General features: G+C 58.8%; 19 protein-coding genes. 5 read left to right on the top strand and 14 right to left on the bottom strand.

Annotated elements, in window-relative coordinates:
• Positions 1-3 precede the first annotated feature (3 nt).
• From ACR0LH_RS05895 to ACR0LH_RS05875, 5 genes are all read right to left on the bottom strand, one after another.
• On the bottom strand, positions 4-2898 hold the full coding sequence (locus ACR0LH_RS05895; protein WP_170793958.1) for a formate dehydrogenase subunit alpha: 2895 nt from the start codon (positions 2896-2898) through the stop codon (positions 4-6).
• A 104-nt stretch (positions 2899-3002) separates the two neighbouring features.
• Positions 3003-3191: a twin-arginine translocation signal domain-containing protein gene (locus ACR0LH_RS05890; RefSeq protein WP_480720066.1), complete on the bottom strand. Its 189-nt coding sequence runs from the start codon at positions 3189-3191 to the stop codon at positions 3003-3005.
• 57 nt (positions 3192-3248) lie between these two features.
• Positions 3249-3860, bottom strand: coding sequence for a molecular chaperone TorD family protein (locus ACR0LH_RS05885; RefSeq protein ID WP_170562982.1), 612 nt, complete (start codon positions 3858-3860; stop codon positions 3249-3251).
• A 4-nt stretch (positions 3861-3864) separates the two neighbouring features.
• Positions 3865-4437 carry a DUF3306 domain-containing protein gene (locus ACR0LH_RS05880; RefSeq protein ID WP_480720065.1) on the bottom strand — a complete coding sequence of 191 codons (573 nt, stop codon included), beginning with the start codon at positions 4435-4437 and terminating at the stop codon, positions 3865-3867.
• Positions 4434-4988: a DUF3305 domain-containing protein gene (locus tag ACR0LH_RS05875; protein ID WP_480720064.1), complete on the bottom strand. Its 555-nt coding sequence runs from the start codon at positions 4986-4988 to the stop codon at positions 4434-4436. Before ACR0LH_RS05875 ends, ACR0LH_RS05880 begins: the two co-directional genes overlap by 4 nt.
• Positions 4989-5251: 263 nt before the next feature.
• Between ACR0LH_RS05875 and ACR0LH_RS05870 the strand changes: the two genes are divergently transcribed.
• Entirely contained in the window at positions 5252-7204 is a 1953-nt protein-coding gene (locus ACR0LH_RS05870) for a 4Fe-4S binding protein (RefSeq protein WP_480720063.1), read from the top strand.
• Here ACR0LH_RS05870 and ACR0LH_RS05865 read toward each other — a convergent pair.
• On the bottom strand, positions 7198-7926 hold the full coding sequence (locus tag ACR0LH_RS05865) for a c-type cytochrome (RefSeq protein WP_480720061.1): 729 nt from the start codon (positions 7924-7926) through the stop codon (positions 7198-7200). The two genes, ACR0LH_RS05870 and ACR0LH_RS05865, sit on opposite strands and share 7 nt — an antisense overlap.
• Before the next feature lie 89 nt (positions 7927-8015).
• Here ACR0LH_RS05865 and ACR0LH_RS05860 point away from each other — a divergent pair, with 89 nt between their 5' ends.
• Genes ACR0LH_RS05860 through ACR0LH_RS05850 form a run of 3 tightly spaced genes read left to right on the top strand, consistent with a single transcriptional unit; the run spans position 8016 to position 10248 of the window.
• On the top strand, positions 8016-9077 hold the full coding sequence (locus tag ACR0LH_RS05860) for an Mrp/NBP35 family ATP-binding protein (protein WP_170416933.1): 1062 nt from the start codon (positions 8016-8018) through the stop codon (positions 9075-9077).
• Complete coding sequence (locus ACR0LH_RS05855) at positions 9074-9772, top strand: biotin/lipoate--protein ligase family protein (RefSeq protein ID WP_480720059.1); 699 nt, start codon at positions 9074-9076, stop codon at positions 9770-9772. The genes ACR0LH_RS05860 and ACR0LH_RS05855 overlap by 4 nt, the downstream gene beginning before the upstream one ends.
• Positions 9769-10248: a DUF6505 family protein gene (locus ACR0LH_RS05850; protein ID WP_480720058.1), complete on the top strand. Its 480-nt coding sequence runs from the start codon at positions 9769-9771 to the stop codon at positions 10246-10248. The genes ACR0LH_RS05855 and ACR0LH_RS05850 overlap by 4 nt, the downstream gene beginning before the upstream one ends.
• A gap of 3 nt (positions 10249-10251) precedes the next feature.
• Here the strand turns inward: ACR0LH_RS05850 and ACR0LH_RS05845 are convergent, their stop codons facing one another.
• The 8 genes from ACR0LH_RS05845 to acs form a co-directional block, all read right to left on the bottom strand.
• Entirely contained in the window at positions 10252-10752 is a 501-nt protein-coding gene (locus ACR0LH_RS05845; protein WP_170562998.1) for a flavin reductase family protein, read from the bottom strand.
• 88 nt (positions 10753-10840) lie between these two features.
• The gene (locus tag ACR0LH_RS05840; protein ID WP_170558095.1) at positions 10841-12253 is read right to left on the bottom strand and encodes a 3'-5' exonuclease; all 1413 of its coding nucleotides are present in this window, start codon (positions 12251-12253) and stop codon (positions 10841-10843) included.
• Between the two features lies 1 nt (position 12254).
• Positions 12255-12773, bottom strand: coding sequence for a hypothetical protein (locus tag ACR0LH_RS05835; protein WP_480720057.1), 519 nt, complete (start codon positions 12771-12773; stop codon positions 12255-12257).
• A gap of 25 nt (positions 12774-12798) precedes the next feature.
• The gene (locus ACR0LH_RS05830; protein WP_480720055.1) at positions 12799-14622 is read right to left on the bottom strand and encodes a DUF294 nucleotidyltransferase-like domain-containing protein; all 1824 of its coding nucleotides are present in this window, start codon (positions 14620-14622) and stop codon (positions 12799-12801) included.
• Between the two features lie 110 nt (positions 14623-14732).
• Positions 14733-16517 (bottom strand): sodium:solute symporter family protein, encoded by a 1785-nt coding sequence (locus ACR0LH_RS05825; protein WP_170383897.1) that lies wholly within the window; start codon positions 16515-16517, stop codon positions 14733-14735.
• Between the two features lie 5 nt (positions 16518-16522).
• Positions 16523-16807: a DUF4212 domain-containing protein gene (locus ACR0LH_RS05820; RefSeq protein WP_170383899.1), complete on the bottom strand. Its 285-nt coding sequence runs from the start codon at positions 16805-16807 to the stop codon at positions 16523-16525.
• A 184-nt stretch (positions 16808-16991) separates the two neighbouring features.
• Positions 16992-17675: an adenylate kinase gene (locus tag ACR0LH_RS05815; protein ID WP_480720053.1), complete on the bottom strand. Its 684-nt coding sequence runs from the start codon at positions 17673-17675 to the stop codon at positions 16992-16994.
• A gap of 7 nt (positions 17676-17682) precedes the next feature.
• Positions 17683-19647, bottom strand: a complete 1965-nt coding sequence (gene acs / locus ACR0LH_RS05810; protein ID WP_170617423.1) for an acetate--CoA ligase — start codon at positions 19645-19647, stop codon at positions 17683-17685.
• Positions 19648-20073: 426 nt separating this feature from the next.
• Between acs and ACR0LH_RS05805 the strand changes: the two genes are divergently transcribed.
• Positions 20074-21090 carry a C4-dicarboxylate TRAP transporter substrate-binding protein gene (locus tag ACR0LH_RS05805; RefSeq protein ID WP_480720684.1) on the top strand — a complete coding sequence of 339 codons (1017 nt, stop codon included), beginning with the start codon at positions 20074-20076 and terminating at the stop codon, positions 21088-21090.
• Positions 21091-21103: the final 13 nt, after the last annotated feature.

Genomic DNA, 21103 nt, shown 5'->3' with positions numbered 1-21103 from the left:
TCCTTACGCTGACCAGATTTTGCAGAGAGTCGCCTTCGTCTCCTGCATCTGGGTCACTGAATCATAGCCATAGGTCTGGGCGGTATTGGTACTTTCACCCAAGACATAAGGGTCAGCACCAGCAGGGTATTTCGCCCTGAGGTCTTCGCCTTGGAAATGGCCGCCAAAGTGGAATGGCATGAAGGCGACGCCAGCACCGACCCTGTTGGTCAGCATTGCCATCACCTTGACCTTGCCGCCCTCAGGACCTTCGACCCAGACCTGCGATCCGTCACGGATACCAAGGTTGTTGGCATCGCGCGGATTGATCTCGACGAACATGTCCTGCTGAAGCTCGGCCAGCCACGGGTTCGACCGTGTCTCGTCACCGCCGCCTTCATACTCGACCAAGCGACCCGACGTCAGGATTATCGGGTAATCCTTTGAAAAGTCGTTCTTTTGGATCGAAGCGTAAAGGGTGGGCAGGCGATAGGCGTGCCGGTCCTCATAGGTTGGATAGTCCTCCACCAGATCGCGCCGGTTCGTGTAAAGCGGCTCGCGATGCAGTGGGATCGGATCCGGGAAGGTCCAGACGACCGCGCGGGCCTTTGCGTTCCCGAAGGGTGCGCAGCCATGCTCGATCGCGACCCGCTGGATGCCGCCGGAAAGGTCGGTTTTCCAGTTGGTCTCTGGTCCCGCAACGGCGTCGATGGCCGCGCGTTCCTCGGCCGTCAGGTCGCCATCCCAACCAAGGTCCATCAACATCTGCATCGTGAATTCAGGGTATCCATCCTGAATTTCCGAACCGACGCTATAGACCCCTTCGGCCAGCAGGTTGTCGCCATCCCGTTCCACGCCGAAACGGGCGCGGAAGGTCAGGCCGCCTTCGGCCACCGGTTTGGACATGTCATAAAGGTTCGGAGTCCCCGTATGACCCATCTCGGGCGTTCCCCAGCAGGGCCAGGGCAGACCGTAATACTCGCCGTCATTCGGACCACCAACCGCTTGCAGCGTGGTTCTGTCGAACGTGTGCTGGTTGGCCATGTGGCTTTTCAGACGTTCCGGCGACTGACCAGTGTAACCGATGGTCCAGAGGCCCGAGTTGAACTCACGCGTGATGCTTTCAACATTCGGAGTTTCGGGGTCTTCCATCTCGATATTGCGGAAGAACCGATCCGCCCAGCCGAACTTGTTGGCGAACTTGGCCATGATGACCTCGTCCGGCAAGCTCTCGAACAGCGGATCAACCACCTTGTCGCGCCATTGTAGCGACCGGTTCGATGCCGTGACCGAGCCACGGGTTTCAAACTGGGTACAGGCGGGCAACAGATAAACGCCATCGGTGCGGTCATGCAAAACGGCCGAGACGGTGGGGTACGGGTCGATCACGACCAGCATGTCCAGCTTCTCCATCGCCGTCTTCATCTCCGGACCCCGCGTTTGCGAGTTCGGAGCGTGACCCCACAGAACCATGGCGCGGACGTTGTTGTCCTGATCCATATTGGCCGGGTCTTCCAGAACACCATCGATCCAACGCGAGACGGGGATGCCGCGCTCGTTCTGGAGCGGTTTGTCCTTGCCTTCCTTGTCCTTGATCGTCGCGAACTGACCAGCCAGCCATTCGGGTTCTTCACCCCAGACACGGGCCCAGTGACCCCAAGCACCCTTGGACAGGCCGTAGTAGCCGGGCAGGGTGTGGGACAGAACACCAAGGTCCGTCGCGCCCTGCACGTTGTCATGGCCGCGGAAGATGTTGGTGCCACCACCCGAAGTGCCCATGTTGCCAAGCGCAAGCTGTAGCACGCAGTAGGCGCGGGTGTTGTTGTTGCCATTGGTGTGCTGCGTACCGCCCATGCACCAGATCACCGTGCCGGGACGGTTGTTGACCATGGTTCGCGCAACCCGCTTGAGCTGCGATCCGGGCACGCCGGTTACACGCTCGGTTTCCTCTGGGTTCCAGTTGGCGACTTCTTCACGGATCTGGTCCATGCCCCAGACTCGGGTGCGGATGAACTCTTTGTCCTCCCAGCCGTTGTCAAAGATATGCCACAGGATACCCCAGACCAGCGCCACGTCCGTGCCGGGGCGGAAGCGGACATATTCATCCGCATGTGCCGCGGTGCGCGTAAAGCGCGGGTCGCAGACGATCAGCGGTGCGTTGTTCTGTTCTTTCGCGCGCAGAACATGCAGCAGCGAGACGGGGTGCGCCTCGGCTGGATTGCCGCCGATGATGAAGATCGCCCGAGAGTTGTGGATGTCATTGTACGAATTGGTCATGGCGCCGTAGCCCCATGTGTTCGCAACACCCGCAACCGTGGTCGAGTGGCAGATACGGGCCTGATGGTCCACGTTGTTCGTGCCCCAGTAGGCGGCGAACTTGCGGAACAGGTAAGCCTGTTCGTTGTTGTGCTTGGCCGATCCCAGCCAATACACGCTGTCCGGCCCGGATTCTTCGCGGATTTGCATCATGCCGTCGCCGATCTCGTTGATCGCTTCTTCCCAGCTGATGCGCTTCCACTCTCCGCCTTCCTTTTTCATCGGATATTTCAGGCGGCGCTCGCCGTGGGCGTGCTCGCGGACCGAGGCACCCTTGGCGCAGTGTGCGCCCAGATTGAACGGGCTATCCCAGCCGGGTTCCTGCCCGATCCAGACGCCGTTCTGCACTTCGGCGACGACGGTACAGCCGACCGAGCAGTGGGTGCAGATGGACTTGATGTTTTCAACGGCCTGGTTTGCCGCTGTCTGGGCACTGGCGGGCGTCACGGTTCCACCCGTGGCGCTGATCGCGGCAAGGCCGCCGATCGTCAGGCCCGAGCCACGCAGGAATGCGCGGCGATCGACGGTTTTCTCGCCGACCTGGGACAGGATACTTGTCCGCTGGGGGCGTCTCGCAACCCCGTTGGTCTTTTTCCTAAGCATTTCTTTCCTCCCTTGCTGGCCATGTCAGCCATGGCTGGCTTGGTACTGCTGATGCCGACGTCAGGGCCAATCGCAACCGTCTGTCGGGTGTGACGTCGTCCGGCTTAGAACCGGGCGCTGTCGAGGTAGGCGCGTGTGTGCGCTGTATCCTGCATCCGGGTTTCGTCCGTCGGCAGCTCGGCTGCCTCGGCTTTCCCGGTCAGGCTGGCGGCGGCGACAGCAGCGGGCGCTGCGGTTCCGGCCAGTTTGAGGAAGTAGCGGCGGGTTGCGCCTTCTTCCTTGGTCTTGCTCATGGGTGTCTCCTCTCCCATTTGCGTATGAGCGCCCTTTGGGACGCTGGCGAGTGGCGGCTAGGCCGCCGTCATTCGGAAGGCTTCGCGTTCGATCTCCATGAAGACCCGACCGGCGGTGCCGATCGAGGCATAGAGGACCGAGTTCTCAGCGCCTTCCAAATCCGAATAGAAATGTGCGGCCCACGGGCCGATATGCTTGTTCCAGAACGCTTTTTGGTCGTCCAACGTGGCGGGCGTGCCGAAACGCCCGACGATCATGCCTGCCATCATCTCCATCAGCGAGGCGATGTTGTCTTCCGGTTCAAATACATTCTGTGCACGGGTTATCCCACGCGCAGCCATGTCGTTGCGAAGCTGGGCCAGAGGTTTCTCGTTCAGAAAACCTGTAAGGTAGTAACTTGCATAAGGCAGCAATTCTCCGCGCCCCAAGCCAATGAACAGCGCGTTGAACTCACGCTCGGCCGCTGCGGGTTTCGTCACCTTGGCGACACGCGACATTGCCTGAATCGCCTGACCCAGATCGGTTTCATCCCCGGTCAGGCCGGCCACTTGATCCAGCAGCATCTGATCCGGCGGCGCCGCCATCAGCAGCCCAAGGAAGTTGTAGAAATCCGCGCGCAGACGGTCTTCGGTCGAGACATCCATCTTTTGCGCTTCGCTTGCGGTCATAGGGTTACCCTTCAAATTCAAATTTCATGCGGCGCGGGGCAGGGTGAACGTCTGCCTCTTGCGGTTCTTCAAGGTCGGCCATGATTATAGGCGTAGGGGCTGGTTCCTCAGCGACTTGAGGTTCTTCTTCGATCGCAGCAGCCTCGATCTCGACCTCGGGTTCGTCTTCCTCGGCCTCAGCCGCCAGAGCCTCGATATGGGCGAGCATTCCTTTGCCAACCTGATAAGCCGTCTGGAGGTTTTCGATCACGCAGGCGGCGTCGGTGTAATCCTCACCATAATCAACAAGCCCGTCGACATTGGCCAGCACCGGGTTCAGCCGCCACAACCGACGCAGCGCGCGGCGACGCAGTCGGTCAGGTACGGCCTTTGCCATGAAACCCGAGACGTCATCGCCAGCTTGCAACTGATCGGGGTCGGGCAAGTTGAACTCGGCCAGAATTTCGGCGTCCGTCTTTTCCTCCAACTCTGCCTTCTGAGCAGCGATGGCCTGTTCTTCGACCGCCAGCACTTCGGAATCGGCTTCGGCCTGAACAGCGGCCTTGCGGCGGGACCAGAAATCGCGAGCTTCGGTCACTGCACAATCCTCCGAGGTGCGCGGTAGACATCTGATGCTTGCCGGATGCGCGCGTCGCCTTTGCCGTCCTCTACAAGGTCCGTGCGCTTTTTGTCCCGGCGGCGTTTTACGAAAACCTCGTCACGGTGATGTTCCAAAGCGAAATCCCGAACCCAGGCAATCAACCCTTCAGTCATCGGGATCTTCTCGACAATCTCCTCTCCGGTATCGGCATAGTCCTGCCCCTCGAACGGGGACGCGGTGACCAGAACCGCGTCCATCGGGCGCTGGCCATCCAAGGCGTCACGCAAAACCAGATAGATCGACGGCTGCCCGTCCGACAGGTTCACCATGTAGGCTTCGGTTTCGTCCGCCCAAAGGGTCAGCGGCAGGGTGGCGGCATGGTACTCAATGGCCTCACCCTCGCGTCGCATTTCATGCCAATCGGCTGGCCCCGCACCGGGCAGAACGGCAACGGCGCGCCAGTTCCACTTGGCCCAGCGGGTCACACCAGGTGTCTTGCGCACGACGACGCCGATTGGCATTTCAATCTGGCTAGCGGCCTTCGCCACGTAATCCTCCCCGGAAGGCTCTCCCCGACCTTCCCCTACGTCCACTATGATACACAAAATAGCTCTGTGCCAAGCCCGATGCCTACGACCTTAGTCGTAAGGCGTGATCGCATATTCGCGAGCAACCCTCGGGACACCTTAGTTTTAACGCTTATCGCGAGTATTTGGCATGCGCCCAATCCGTTCAGGCACAGGGTTTACATTGCCACTTTGGGAATACAGCCTACTGTGCTGAGGAAAGGCGCGACGTCCGGGGAGGGGATATGAGCACCAAGATACTTCTTTGCGACTGCGCGGGGTCTCAATCCATTGACGCCGAAAAGCTAACGTCGGCCTGCGATGTGGCGTGTTCAAAGGTTCACACGGCGCTATGCACCCGAGAGATCGAGGCGGCAGCTGCGCTGATGCAGGAAGGCGACACCATAATCGCTTGTGGGCAGGAACAGGACGTTTTTCGGGCGCTGGCGGAAGAACTGGAACTGGATGTGCCGGGGTTCGTCGATCTGCGGGATCGTGCGGGCTGGTCCGAGCAAGGTAAAGATGCAGCACCCAAGATGGCGGCCTTGGCTGCCGAGGCTCTGCTGCCTCAGCCAATAACGCCAAGTGTGGATGTGTTCAGCGAAGGCACCTGTTTTGTCATTGGACCCGGAGCAGTCGCCTTTGATGTGGCCGAGCGGCTGGCGACCACGCTGGCTGTAACGGTATTGGTGACAGACGACGCTGAACCGGTGTCGCGTGCCTACGACGTTGTGCGGGGGCGCATCAAATCGCTGGACGGAGCGTTGGGCGGGTTCACCCTGTCAATTGACGCTTTGCAGCAACTTGAACCCGGTGGGCGTGGTGCCTTTGCGTGGAGCGCGCCGCGCGATAAGGCCAAGTCGTCCTGCGACATCGTGTTGGACCTCACGGGCGGCACGCCCTTTGTGCAGGCGCCCGCCAAACGGGAAGGGTATCTGAGGGCGGACCCCAAGGATGCCGTTGCCGTCGAACGGTTGGCGTTCGAGGCCGCGCAACTGGTGGGTACGTTTGAGAAGCCTCTATATGTTCGGGTTGAGGAAAGCCTTTGCGCCCATTCACGGGCCGAGCAGGTGGGGTGCACGAATTGTCTGGATATCTGCCCGACCGGAGCAATCACTCCGGCAGGTGAGCATGTTGCAATAGACCCGATGATTTGCGCGGGGTGCGGGGCGTGCGCGGCTCTCTGCCCATCAACCGCAATCACGTATGAAGACCCACCTGTATCGGCCCTGCTGTCGCGGATGCATATCCTTGCGCGAACCTATCGCCGGGCCGGAGGGCACGCCCCGCGGCTGTTGGTTCATGATGCACATGGGGCTGAAATGATCCGTTTGGCTGCTCGTTTCGGCAGGGGGCTGCCCTCCGATGTGATCCCGATTGAGTTGAATGTGATTTCCGGTTTTGGCCATGCCGAAATGCTGGCAGCGCTGGCGCATGGGTTTGCGCGGGTCGATGTTGTGCTTGCGCCGACTACAGAACGGGACGCATTGGATCGTGAGCTTGAACTGGCACAGGCGATCGCCGGAACTGACGCGCTTGGTCTGATCGACGAGACCGACCCAGATGCGCTGTCGGATGTGCTGTATGAACAAAAAGCGCCGATTCCGCTGGCAGATACGGTCCTGCCACTTGGCAACCGCCGTCAGATCGCGCGACTGGCGGCTCAGGCGCTTAATCCCGAAGCTGAGAAACCGTTGGCGCTGCCAGAAGGCGCACCGTATGGGGCTGTCGCGGTCAACACAGACGCCTGTACCTTGTGCCTCAGCTGCGTGTCGCTGTGCCCGTCCGGGGCGTTGACCGACAACCCGGATAAGCCGCAGTTGAACTTCCAGCAGGATGCCTGTCTGCAATGCGGGATGTGTAAAACGATCTGCCCCGAGAACGCGATAACGCTTGTGCCGCAACTGGACCTCAGCGATGGGGCTCTGTCCCAGCAGGTTTTGAACGAGGAAGAACCCTTCGCCTGCGTGGAATGCGGGGCATTGTTCGGTGTCAAATCGACGGTCGAGCGTATCATGGAAAAACTGTCGGGTGCGCACCCGATGTTTGCGACCTCAGACAAGGCGCGCATGATCCAGATGTGCGACAACTGCCGCGTGAACGCGCAGTTTCAGCAGCAGGACAATCCCTTCCAGTCAAATCCGAAGCCAAAGGTCGTCACCACCGACGACTACTTTTCAAAAAGAAAGGATCACTGAAGCTGCAGCGGCGCGCCCAGATCGGCGGCTTTTATGACGGATACGAAAGCCAATATCGCCTCTAACTCGTCCAGTGTCATCTCGACCGGATGGATGGGGGACGGGCGCTCAGGTTCAAACGGAGGGGTCAGCCCTTCGATTTGCGTGAAGGACGGATGGGGGTTGAGGGCAAAAAACGCCTCGAACCGTTCAGACCAGTCTGGCATCGCGCGCAGCACTGCGAATGACGGGGTAGAACCCAGACCGTTCATTCTGTTCTTGGGGCCGATCACGTGGCACCGCCCGCAATGAGTCATCGACAGTTCTTCGCCCAGTGCTGCATTGCCGTCAATCACGGTTTCCTGCTGGACGGCAGTGACCTTGAAGCTGGCGGAAAACGGCGGGCCGCTGTCAGGGCTGAACCCTTCGACGGTGCGTTTGCCGACATCAGACAGCAGCCAGTCGCGGAACCTTTCGTGTCTGGCGTCGTTCTGGATGCGCAAGTGGTAGATCACGCCGTCTCGGGCAAAGACGGGATCGCCCGGCGGGGCCGTTTCCAGAACCAAAACACCCGCGTCATCTGCAATAACGCGAATACCGGTCTTGAGAGAGAAGCGTGGAAGGATATGTTGCAATAGACCAGAGTCTGTAACCTCGGCCGGGGCGGCAAGCCCCAACGCCTCCTGCGACCAAGAGGGGGTGGTAGAGAACGTCAGGCTCAGGCACAAAAGGACAATGCGCATAGGGGCAGCCTAACGGCACGGACCCGAATGCGTCAAATAGACTGAAAGAGATAAAGACACATGGTAGGGCAAGGCAAAGGGTTTACAGCATGAGCGTTCGTGACGCGGTTCTGGCGAACCTGAAAAAAATCACAGACCCTGTATCCGGACAGGACATTGTCAGCGCTGGCGTGGTCCGCGCACTGAATGTCGATGGTGATACCGTGCGGTTCGTTTTGGAAATCGACCCCAAACAGGCCGAGCGCATGGAGCCAGTGCGCGCCGCTGCTGAGCAGGCGGCACAGACGGTGAGTGGAGTTTCCAAAGTCTCGGCGATGATGACAGCCCATTCCGAAAAGGCACCGCCCGACCTCAAGCCCAAACCCAAACCATCGCAGACCGGGCCACAGGCCGTGGCGGGTGTTGACCGGATCATCGCCGTTGCATCCGGTAAAGGTGGCGTAGGAAAATCTACTGTTTCCGCGAACTTAGCCTGCGCACTTGCGGCGGAAGGGCGGCGGGTTGGCCTGTTGGATGCTGATGTCTATGGACCGTCGCAACCTCGGATGCTGGGTGTCTCTGGTCGTCCGGCCAGCCCGGATGGAAAGACGATCCTGCCGCTGCGCAATCACGGCGTCACCATGATGTCGATGGGGTTGATGACAAACGAAGGTCAGGCGGTTGTCTGGCGCGGTCCGATGCTGATGGGCGCGCTGCAACAGATGATGAATCAGGTGCAGTGGGGTGCGCTCGACGTGCTGATCGTCGACTTGCCGCCCGGCACTGGCGATGTCCAGTTGACGCTGAGCCAGAAGTTCAAGGTGGATGGGGCAATCGTCGTGTCGACTCCGCAGGACGTGGCCCTGATCGATGCCCGTAAGGGGATCGACATGTTCAATCAACTCAAGACACCGATCGTCGGGATGATTGAGAATATGTCCACCCATATCTGTTCCAACTGCGGGCATGAGGAACACGTGTTCGGTCACGGCGGTGTGGCCTCCGAAGCCGAGTCGTTGGGTATCCCGTTGCTAGGCGAAATACCGTTGCATTTGGACATCCGCGTCGCCGCTGACGGGGGTGCACCCATCGTGGTAAGTAAACCCGACAGCCCGCAGGCAGATGCGTTCCGAAAGATCGCGCGCGATCTGATCGCCAAGGGCAACGCATGACGCAGCCGGTCTTTCCACCTTTGCTGACAGGGCATCCGGTACAAGGTGGAGAAGATCCGTTCCAGCGCGCCCAGGCCATGGCCGCGCTAGGATGTGATGCGGGGGCAGTGGTCTACAATATTCAGGCGGACCGCCTGCGTGTTGCGATTGTCTTTGCGCCCGAAGTTCCCTTGCAGGATGCGATGGCTATGCTTCCGCTGTGTTCCGTGGGGTTTCAGAATGCACTGGGTGCCTTGGCCCCGCCCGAAGTCGCGGTGCATTTGGATTGGGACGGACCAATCTGCGTGAATGGTGCGAAATGCGGAACGTTTCACGTCGCAGCGTCGACAGATGCGCCGAATGAGGAACCGGATTGGTTGATCGTGGGGTGGGATTTAGCCTTACTGCAAACCGGCGACGCGCCCGGAGAAAACCCAGACATTACAGCGATTTATGATGAAGGGTGCGCCGAGGTTACGGCGACTCAGTTGGTCGAAAGCTGGTCGCGCCACACGCTGACATGGCTCAACCGCTGGCAAGAGGACGGCAATGCGTCGCTGCACGCCGAATGGATGGGGCTATTGCGTGGGGTCGGGGAACCTTACGGCGAAAAGGGCGTCTTTCTGGGCACGGATGAGAGGTTCGGTATGTTGATCCGCGACGGGGCAGACACGCACCTTGTGCCGCTGACGGAGTTATTGGAGAACGGAAAATGAAACTGGCCCGAGCGATCCATTTCGATGAAAGCGACATGAATGTCTTTCACTCTCCAGCCCGGACGGGTGAGTGGTGCATTTCCGGCGGGTTTGAGTTCTCAAACTGGGGCGAGGGCGATCTGGAGGGCAAAGCTCGTCAAGCCTTTTCCAATGGTTGGCTGGGGTTGGAAACCTTTGGGCGCGTGACCTTTGTTGCGGTCACGCAGATCGAACAGGCCGAGCTTGATCAGATCATGCAGAATCTTGCTGATCACTTTGTGCAATTCTATGGCGCACCGTCCGTCGATGCGGCGCTGGAGGTCGCGCGATCCGAGATCGAACACATGACTGAACTATGCGATGAACACGCGCCGAATACACTGCTGACCGTGGTCAGAGAATTAACCGACACAGGTGTGCACGAAGCGTTTCGGATCATCACGCCGCAAGAAACGCAGCTTGAGGCGCTGGCCGTTCACGGCTCGCTTGATGACTGACGCCTACAGCAGGTCGGCGAACCCGCCGAATTGACCGCGTTTGAAAATCAGTCCCTTGCCGGTGCGAAACATTACCTTTTCCACCTGACCCACAATGATCAGGTGATCTCCGGCTTCGTGACGGGTGTGAAGCTGACAGTCAAACCGCGCCAGACAATTCGCCAATTGGGGACGCCCGAGGTGGTCAACAGCCCAATCCGCATGGGAAAAATCAGACCCGTCTCGTGCGAATTTAAGAGCCAACCCTTGTTGTTCTTCGGCCATTACGTGGATTGCGTAATGCTCACAGGCTTCAAAAGCGTCGAACCGGTTTGAATCCTTGGCAAGACACCACAATACAAGCGGTGGATCTAATGACACCGAGGAAAACGAGTTTACAGTAATCGCGCGTGGCCCTTGGCTGGTGTTTGTCGTGACGACAGTGACACCGGTCCCAAAACAGCCCAAAGCCTCACGAAAGGCGGTGCTTGTGTCTGGGGTTGGGGTAAAGGTGTTTTCTGTCATCGTGCGCTCAATCCGTAGCCGCGCATCAGGTGCCACGACCTGCACAGATTGTCCACGAAAAGCTGAATCTTTACTGTATTATTCCTGCTCAGTTGAGGTCTTCAAGCAGGCGGCCATGCTGCCGGGTTGCTTCGATCACCGCGCCAAAAGTGCTCATGCCGCGCGCTTGCAGCATTGGCAGCATTTTCACCAAGGCTTCTGCCGTCGCGACCGCGTCGCCCAAGGCAGTGTGGCGCAGTTCAACCGGGATGGTGATATCGAGCCTGTCGCACAACGCGTCCAGCGTGTGTTTGTCGCTTGCGCCGAACAGGACGGCGGACAATAGGACCGTATCCAAAATCGGGTGGTTCCAATCCACGTTCATTCTTTTGGCGTGCCGTCGCAGGAATGCCATATCGAATGGGGCGTTATGTGCGACGATCACAGCATCGCGCGCAAACTGATGGAAAACACGCCCGGCTTCGGCAATGTCCGGCGACCCTTCGACCATCCGGTCGTTAATCTTATGCACCTTGGTTGAGGCGGGCGGGATAGGCATGCCGGGGTCGACCAGCATGTCCAGCTTTTCACCAGACACGATACGCCCTTTCAGGACCCGGACAGCGCCGATTTGAACAATCTCATCTTTATGCGGCAGTAGTCCCGTTGTTTCAGTGTCAAACACGACAAAGCAAAGATCCTGCAAGGCAAGGGTTTCAAAGGCTGCGTCGGTCGTAGAGTTTAGCAGGTCAAAGTCATAGACCAGAGGACGGGCAGCCTCGGGCGCGATATTCGCGGCACTGTCTTCAAGCATAAGGATGTATCCCGGTGCATCCCCCAATGGCTTCATTCGGGCCTTGAATGTCTGTGCGCCATCTATGCTGGTGAGGTCGCAGGTAACTTCCAGCCCGGTCTTTATCAGCGCGGCATGCGCGTCCTCCAACGGGCCAGGTTTCAGGTATTCAAACAGCGATGCGTTCAGGCGAGGATGCGCGATCTGCGCCAGCACCTGCGCGGCCTGACCGTCATAGAGCACGATTTTATGAGTCGGGCTGGCCAGGATCATGGCGACAGGTATTTCCGTCAGCAAAGCAGTCAGTCGTTGCTTTTCCGCGGCCAGATGCGCGGTTTCCGCAGCGACGGCTTCGGCCACGCTCATGGTTTTGTCTGAAAGCTGTTCGGCCAGCCCTGCGGCAGCGGGAGCCAAGTCGCCCAGATACCGAGCAGCCCGAACATCCATGTCGGTGCTGACGCCTGCATGTGCACGGGCGCGCAATTCTGCCGAGAGTCGCTCTATGGGCTTTGCCACATTGTCATCAAACAGAAGCCAAACCGCGACGATCAGGGCAACAAATCCAAACCCCATGAGGATTTCGGCGAAAATAAAGGCGTTAATCAGTTCCGGGTCGGCGATGCGGCGGTAACTGATCCAAAGCGCGACGGAACTGACCGCCAGACCACCGATGGCCAGCAGGCAGAAAAACAGAAAAACGCGAAGACGCAGACTTAGCCGAGTCAGCATTTCAAACCTCGCAGGTTGCCTCGATAATCGGATCATCGGTTTCGCCCTCGATCCAATCAGCATTCAGCAGCTCACCGCTGTCCCCAAATTCAGCGCCGTCCGCCAGATTTGCGCGCAAATTTTCAGCGCAGTCGACCGCGACGGGCAATTTTGAAATCGGTGCCCAGCGACCGAAGAAATACATATCGACAAGGCGTTGTTCGGGCACCTGATCATTCGTGCGGACCGAGGCGGTGTCGATGGCCGCAAACCGATCTACGAAAGGCACGGCATAGGTCCAGGGGCGGTAAAACGCGCGGCTTTCCACCTCGTGAATGACGGTCAAACCTTCTGGCAAGGTCGCGCGGGTGCGGTCGTACCAGGAATATTCGCTGGATATCGTCATGCCGATCATGCCCAGCCCGGCGGCAACAGGCGCAACCCAGCGGGGCAGGCGACCACCCGAGAGCTTGTTGACGACCATCACCACCCCCGCAAAGGCGACGCCTGCAAAAATGGTGCCAAGCAGTTCTAAGAACATGGTGCTTCTCCGAATTCCAGCCGGGTTAACCCAGCATTCCCTTTCCGTGACCTACCGCAGACTGCATCGTCTTTACCACGACGAAAGCATCCCGAAGATGACTTCGCTCAAAGTCGGACAGGTCAGAGGGCGGTAGGAAATTGTCCGGTTTCTTGCCAGATTTCACCAGCCTGACCTGATGTTCCAGCCGTGTTTCAGCAATCAGGTCGTATGCGTCCAGCAAGTCGTGTGCTCCTGACGGGCTGAGGACGCCAGCGGAACCAGCAGCTTTCAGACGCGCGCGGGTGTTGGCTTCGGTCAGTTGACCTTGCAAGCTGTAAATGCGTGCAAGATCGACCACTGGAACCACTCCGTTATGCTTCAAATCCAATGTGTTACGGTGTTCACCTGATCTGATCGTGGCAAAGCCGCGCAGCAATCCGAGCGGCGGCGTATGTTTCAGCGAGTTCGAGATCATATGCGCGACAAAGATCGAGTTTGCTTGCGCCGAGGCCAGCGTATCAGCCTGCAGGTCGTCGAACAGGTTGAATGCGCCTCCGATCGGTCGCAGGTCAAACATGACCGAGGCCAACATCTGCGCCTCGGGATTGGGCTTGGCGATCCAGCCTTTGAAATAGTCCCGCCAGACGTGCACGGGCTGACACCAGCGCGGGTTGGTCGCCATCATATCGCCGGGGCAGTAGAAATACCCGCATGTGTCCAAACCGTCCGAGACAAATTTGGCCAGCGCATGAAAATAGGCCATGTCGCCGTCCGATACACTGTCATCCAGTATCAGGCAGTTGTCTTGGTCCGAGACCCCGGTTTGCTCTTGCCGTCCCTGCGATCCACAGGCGAGCCAGAGGTAGGGCACGGGCGGCGGGCCAAGTTCCGCCTCGGCCAGTGCCAGCAACCGCCGTGTTGCAGTGTCCGCGATGTCGGTAATCAGACGCGTGACGATCTCATGCCTGTTTCCGGCGGCGACAAGCTGCACCAAGAGCTGCGGAATCTCGTCGGTCACAACGGCCATCTGTTGTGCGCTTTGCGCAGCGGCGATCCGACGTACAAGCTCTGCTGAATTTACGGCTTGATAGTGCGTCAAATCCGTTTGCGTCACGATCCCAACGATGCGGCCACCTTCGGTAATCGGGATGTGGCCGATCCCGCGCTCCATCATCACATGCAGAACGTCTGAGCCAATGTCGGACGGAGACAACGTGATCGGGTCGGCCGTCATGATGGTCGAAACGGGAGTGTCCTTGGACATCCCTTCGGCGACGTATTTGCTGGAAATATCCCGCAGCGTGATGATGCCAAGCAGGTCTTCACCGTTCGTCACGCACAGGGATGATATGCTCATGTCCCGCATCATCTTTGCGGCCTCTCGGACCGGAGTTTCGGGCGGGCACGTGGCGGGATTGTGGGCCATCAGTACGTCGATTGCACTGGTGGCGAGGCTCTGCGGTCCCGCGCGCTGACCTCTGGACCGGTCGAAAAACTTCGATACGACGTCATGCCCTTCGATCAATTCCTTGACCAATTCGGGCGGCAGCACCAGCAGGACCGACGGCGCATGCGTTCGGGCCTTTGTCGAGGCTTTCCCGTCTTTCAGCAGGCCGCGCTCTCCGAACGAGTTGCGCAACCCCAGATGAGATACGACAGCGTCATTCTCATCCTTGATCTCGACCTGTCCTTCATAAATCACGAATACGCCGGGCAGGGAGTGGCCCAGCTCGTACACGGGGAAATCTTCTTCGACCTCCCAGACCTCGATCTGATTTGCCACCGAGTCCAGGACATCGGCAGGCAGGGCGTCATAAGGGTGTACGGATTTCAGAAACCGGGTGATCTCGTCATGGGACAGGGGCATGGAATACTCCTCGGTCTCGGGGTGAAAAATCCCGCCCGGTGGTGTGCCGGGCGGGAGTAGTCAGTCGAAAGATGCGGCCTTTGGCAAGTACGCTTTGGGCCGCATCATGCTCATTTATTCTGAGCTGCACCCGCGCCACGGGGAATGCGGACGCTTTCGACCAGATCTTTGATCTCCTGCGGGGTTTCCTTGGTCGCACCGGCCACCACATAGGCGACGGCAAAGTTGACCATGGCACCGATTGCGCCGAACGAGGTCGACTTGATCGGACCCAACAGCGGGTCAGCATCGGTGAACGAGTTGGTGCCCGGAATGAACAGCCAGCCCTTATGCAGGAAGATGTAGACCAGAGTGACGACCAGACCGGCCAGCATACCCGCGACCGCGCCGGTGTTGTTGATGCGGGTCGAGAAGATCCCCATCATCAACGCCGGGAAGATCGAGGCCGCCGCCAGACCGAAGGCCAAGGCCACCGTCTGCGCCGCAAACCCCGGAGGATTCAGACCCAGATAGGTTGCCACGACGATGGCTACAGCCATCGCGACACGGGCCGACATCAACTCACCCTTTTCCGAGATCTGCGGGTTGATCGCCCCTTTGATCAGGTCGTGGGACACAGCCGACGAGATCGCCAGCAGCAGACCCGCCGCAGTCGACAGAGCAGCCGCAAGACCACCGGCCGCGACCAGACCGATCACCCAACCCGGCAGGTTGGCAATCTCGGGGTTGGCCAAAACCAGGATGTCACGGTTGAACTTGGTCAGCTCGTTACCGACCCAGCCTTTTTCCTCGGCAAGTGCCTGCATGTCGGCATTTGCGTCGTTATAGTACTGGATCTTGCCGTCGCCATTCTTGTCTTCCCAGTCCAGCAGACCGGTTTTCTGCCATGTCTGCATCCAGTCATAGCGGGCGTCGTTGTCGATCTGTTCAACCGTCACAGCGCCACCGTCGATGCCTCCATTGGGCCACATCATGTCGGTGATGTTCAGGCGAGCCATTGCGCCAACCGCAGGGGCGGTCAGGTACAGCAGCGCGATGAAGACCAGCGTCCAGCCTGCCGACCAGCGGGCGTCCGACACTTTGGGCACGGTGAAAAAGCGCATGATGACGTGCGGCAGACCCGCCGTACCGATCATCAGCGACAGGGTGAACAGCACCATGTTCAGCGTGTTCGAGTGGTGGGCCGTGTATTCGTTAAAGCCCAGCTCGGTCACGATCGCGTCCAGCTTGGTCAGCAGAGGCTCACCGCTGGCGGTGTCACCGAACAGACCCAGCGCCGGAACAGGTGTGCCGGTCAACTGCAACGAGATGAAGATTGCCGGGATGGTATAGGCGGTGATCAGCACGCAGTACTGAGCGACCTGCGTGTAGGTCACGCCCTTCATCCCACCGAACACCGCGTAGGCAAACACCACACAGGCACCGATCAGCAGACCGGATGTGTTCGACACTTCGAGGAAGCGGCCAAAGGCCACGCCCACGCCGGTCATCTGACCAATAACGTAGGTCACCGAGGCGACGATCAGACAGATCACCGCAACGACACGTGCGGTCTGGCTGTAGAACCGGTCACCGATGAACTCCGAGACAGTGTACTTGCCGAATTTACGCAGATAGGGCGCAAGCAGCAGCGCCAGCAGCACGTAGCCGCCGGTCCAACCCATCAGGAAGGTCGAGTTGTCATAGCCGGTAAAGGCAATCAGGCCCGCCATCGAGATGAACGAGGCCGCAGACATCCAGTCCGCCGCTGTCGCCATACCGTTGGTGACCGGGTGAACGCCGCGACCGGCGGCGTAGAATTCCGACGTGGAACCCGCGCGGGCCCAGATCGCGATGCCGATGTACAGCGCGAAGGACGCGCCGACAAACAGCAGGTTGATGGTAAACTGGTCCATGGGGTTTACTCCTCATCCACGCCGAATTCGGCGTCCAGCTTGTTCATGCGCCAGGCGTAGTTGAAGATCAGCACCAGAAAGACCAGGATCGAACCCTGCTGGGCGAACCAAAAGCCCAGATCGGTGCCGCCTACGGAAATACCCGACAGCAGCGGACGCAGCAAAATGCCGAATCCAAAAGACACCAGCGCCCAGATCACGAGGCTGATGTAGATGAGACGCAGATTGGCCTGCCAATAGCCCTTGTCGGCTTCGGCAGTCTGCGCGGAGTTTGTTGATTGATCCGCCATCGCGGGGTCCTCCTTCGCTTCCTCCTGTTGCGACCCTTTGCTTTGTCCTCCAGCGCTTGGGGCCGCTTTTCGTAACGCCCAAGGCCGGGTGGCATCAGGCAAAACCCCTCCGGTCCGCCAGGGCGGTTCCGATGAAGTATTCGTTTAGGAATTCGGCCCTGAGTTTCGGGTGGGCCGAGTTCCCCTAGTTCATCGCGTTGTTGACAACTTTCTCAAGCTGGCTTGCGATATCGTCGATGTCGCCCATGGCGTTCAGACCTTTCAGAACGCCTTGGTCTTGGTAATAGGTGATCAGAGGCGCGGTTTGCGCGTGATAGGCCGCAAGACGCGAGGCGACGGTTTCGGCATTGTCATCCGCGCGGCGCTTGAACTCGGAACTGCCGCACTTGTCGCATTTCCCGTCGGTTGCAGGGATCTTGAACGTGTCGTGATACCCTTCACCACACATGGCGCAGGTGTACCGGCCCGAGATGCGCGTGACCATTTCCGCATCCTCAACCTCAAGGCTGATCGCGGCGTTGATCTTCTGGCTGGTCTCGGACAGGAGCGTATCCAGCGCCTGCGCCTGAACCGTGGTGCGCGGAAAGCCGTCAAGAATAACACCCTTGGCGCAGTCCGGTTCGGCCAGACGGTCGCGCAGGATGGCGATGACGATGTCGTCACTGACCAGATCACCGGCCTCCATGACGGCTTTGGCGGCTTTGCCTGCCTCTGTCCCGGCAGCCACGGCAGCGCGGAGCAAGTCGCCGGTGCTGAGTTGAACAAGCCCGAACTTGTCCTCTAGCATCCGGGCCTGCGTTCCCTTCCCGGCACCCGGAGGGCCGAGAAGGATCAGAACAGCGGGTGTGGTGATCGTGGCAGCGTCCATCACATCCTCACTTATTCGCACGGTTTTCGATCAGGTCTTCGACCACCGACGGATCAGCCAGCGTCGACGTGTCACCCAGTGAGCCAAAGTCATTCTCGGCGATCTTGCGCAGAATACGGCGCATGATCTTGCCGGAACGGGTTTTCGGCAGGCCCGGTGCCCACTGGATTACATCCGGCGAGGCAATCGGTCCGATCTCGGTCCGCACCCAAGTGCGCAGTTCTTTCAGAAGATCGTCCGAAGGCGTGCGATCATTCATCAGGGTGACGTAGCAATAGATGCCCTGACCCTTGATGTCGTGCGGGTAGCCCACCACAGCGGCCTCGGCCACGGCAGCGTGTGCGACCAGCGCGCTTTCAACCTCGGCGGTGCCCATGCGGTGGCCGGAAACGTTGATTACATCGTCCACACGGCCGGTGATCCAGTAGTCGCCGTCTTCATCGCGGCGGCAGCCGTCGCCGGTGAAGTAATACCCTTTGTAGTCAGAGAAATACGTCTTCTCGAACCGCTCGTGATCGCCCCAAACGGTGCGCATCTGACCGGGCCAGCTATCCTTGATGCAGAGAACACCTTCGACCCCGTTTCCGCTGATCTCGACACCCGATTGCGGGTCCAAAACCACGGGCTGAACGCCAAAGAAGGGCTTCATGGCCGAACCCGGCTTCGTCGCATGTGCGCCGGGCAGAGGGGTCATCATGTGACCACCGGTTTCAGTCTGCCACCATGTGTCAACGATCGGGCAGTTTCCCTTGCCGACAACCTCGTTGTACCAGTTCCACGCCTCGGGGTTGATGGGCTCGCCCACAGTGCCCAGCAGACGCAGATCGCTGAGGTCGTGCTTTTCGACAAACTCGTTGCCTTGACCCATCAGAGCACGGATCGCGGTCGGGGCAGTGTAGAACTGATTGACCTTGTGCTTGGCGCAAACTTCCCAAAAGCGGCCCGCATCGGGGTAGGTAGGTACACCTTCAAACATCAGCGTGGTCGCGCCGTTGGCCAGCGGTCCATAGACGATATAGCTGTGGCCGGTGACCCAGCCGACGTCAGCGGTACACCAATAGATGTCGCCTTCGTGGTAGTCGAACGTGACCTCATGCGTCAGCGCGGCATAAACCAGATAGCCGCCGGTCGTGTGCACAACACCTTTGGGTTGGCCAGTGGAGCCAGAGGTATAAAGAATGAACAGTGGATCTTCGGCGTTCATCTCGGTGGGTGCGCAATAGTCGTCCGCCTCAAGCGCCATTTCATTGTAGTCAAAATCACGGCCGTTGATCCACGTGGTCTGTCCGTTGGTGCGTTTGACCACCAGGCATTTCACGGTGTCCTTGCAGTGCAGCAGAGCCGCATCCGCGTTGGATTTCAGCGGCGTCTTGCGGCCCCCGCGCGGTGCTTCGTCCGCTGTGATGACAACCTTCGCGTCGCAGCCATTGATCCGCGCCGCCAAAGCGTCCGGCGAGAAACCTGCAAAAACAATGGAATGAATCGCGCCGATCCGTGCACAGGCCAGCATTGCATAGGCGGCCTCGGGGATCATCGGCAGATAGATCACCACACGGTCGCCTTTGCGTACGCCCATCGACTCAAGGATATTTGCCATCCGGCAAGTGCGGCGGTGCAGTTCGGCGTAAGTGATGTGCTGGGCCGCGTCGTTTGGATCATCCGGCTCCCAGATAATCGCCGTCTGATCGCCGCGCGTTTTCAAGTGACGATCCAGGCAGTTGGCCGAAACGTTCAGAGTGCCATCGGCATACCAGTTGATTCCGACGGACCCGAAATCGTAGTTGACGTCTTTGACCTGCGTATAGGGTTTAATCCAGTCAACGCGTTTCCCGTGTTCGTCCCAGAACGCGACAGGGTCGTTGACAGAGGCCGCGTACATCTCGGTGTATTTTTCAGCATCGACATGTGCACGCGCAACGGTATCTGCGGATGGCGGATAGACTTTGGCATCTGCCTGAGCAGCGGTTGTCATTCTGAGGCTCCTCCCTCTGGACTAAATTTCACTAAGTCGATTTTGCCTGCTGAACCGGCAATGTCGACCCGCTTCCTCCCAGTACCGGATAATACGGAGAACTGAAAACAAGGAAATAAATTACAGAAAACTATGGATTAGTTTGTAAATAACTTTCTTTCATTGGTTGCTATCTGTAAATAAAGTCAACAAAATTGGAAAAAATAAAGCAAAGACAAACTGTTAAATGTCACAGATTTTCGTGGGGCGCACAGGTCGCCCCCGACTTTGAATGAAGCATTTCTAATTCATCTTTTGGTTGTTAGCGCTCAACTGAGCTGTCTGTAGAATTTTCGGAAGGCTGTCCGGGGTTGGCACATTGTAATGTTGGCGCTAGCTTTACCCCAAGCGCCCAGGCGAGGGGGCGCATCAAAGGGAGAAATCATGATGAAAAAGATGTTGAGCGGCGCCGCCGTCGCTGCCTTGACTGTTGCGTTTGTCTCTGAGGCCGCAGCAACTGAATGGAATGCTTCGGTCTGGGGTAAACGTCGCGCCTTTACCGAACATGTTGAAAAGCTGGCTGAGTTGGTCAACGAAAAGACCGGCGGCGACTTCACGATCAATGTCAGCTATGGCGGTTTGTCCAAACCGCGCGAAAACCTTGACGGAATCGAGATCGGCGCATTTGAGATGGCCCAGTTCTGTGCGGGCTACCACCGTGACAAAAACCGCGCGATCACGGTTCTGGAGCTGCCCTTCCTTGGGGTAAACACACTGGACGAGGAGGTGGCTATCAGCCACGCCGTCTACGATCATCCCGCTGTAAAAGATGAAATGGCCCAGTGGAATGCGCGCATTATCATGACGTCGCCCATGCCTCAGTACAATCTCGTCGGAACAGGTGATCCCCGCGCAACCCTCGCAGATTTTGACGGAATGCGCGTGCGTGCGACGGGTGGTCTGGGTCAGGCATTTGAAGCGGTTGGCGGTGTTCCTACCTCAGTCCCTGCAACCGAGGCGTTTAACGCGATGGAATCAGGGGTTGTCGACACAGTCGCGTTTGCTCAGCACGCGCACCTGTCATTCGGCACTATCAACGAAGCTGACTGGTGGACGGCCAACCTGAACCCCGGCACAGTGAATTGCCCGGTTGTCGTGAACATTGATGCTTATGAGGCGCTGTCACCAGAGCACCGCGAAGCTCTGGACAGTTCGGTTGACGAGGCGATTGACCACTACCTCGCCAATTACGGCGGTCTGCTCGAGCAGTGGGACGGTGTGCTTGCCGAAAAGGGTGTCGAGAAAGTAATGATCGACGACGCCGTGATCGAAGAATTCCGCACCAAGGCCGCAGATCCAATCCGCGAACAGTGGATCGCGGACATGAGCGCACAGGGTCTGCCTGCACAGGACTTGTATGATCTGGTTCAGTCGACGCTGAAACAGCAGCGCGGCGGAAACTGACTTGATTGTTCCG

The organism is Ruegeria sp. CL6 (assembly GCF_056536465.1).
This window is presented reverse-complemented; position numbering and strand designations above follow the sequence as displayed.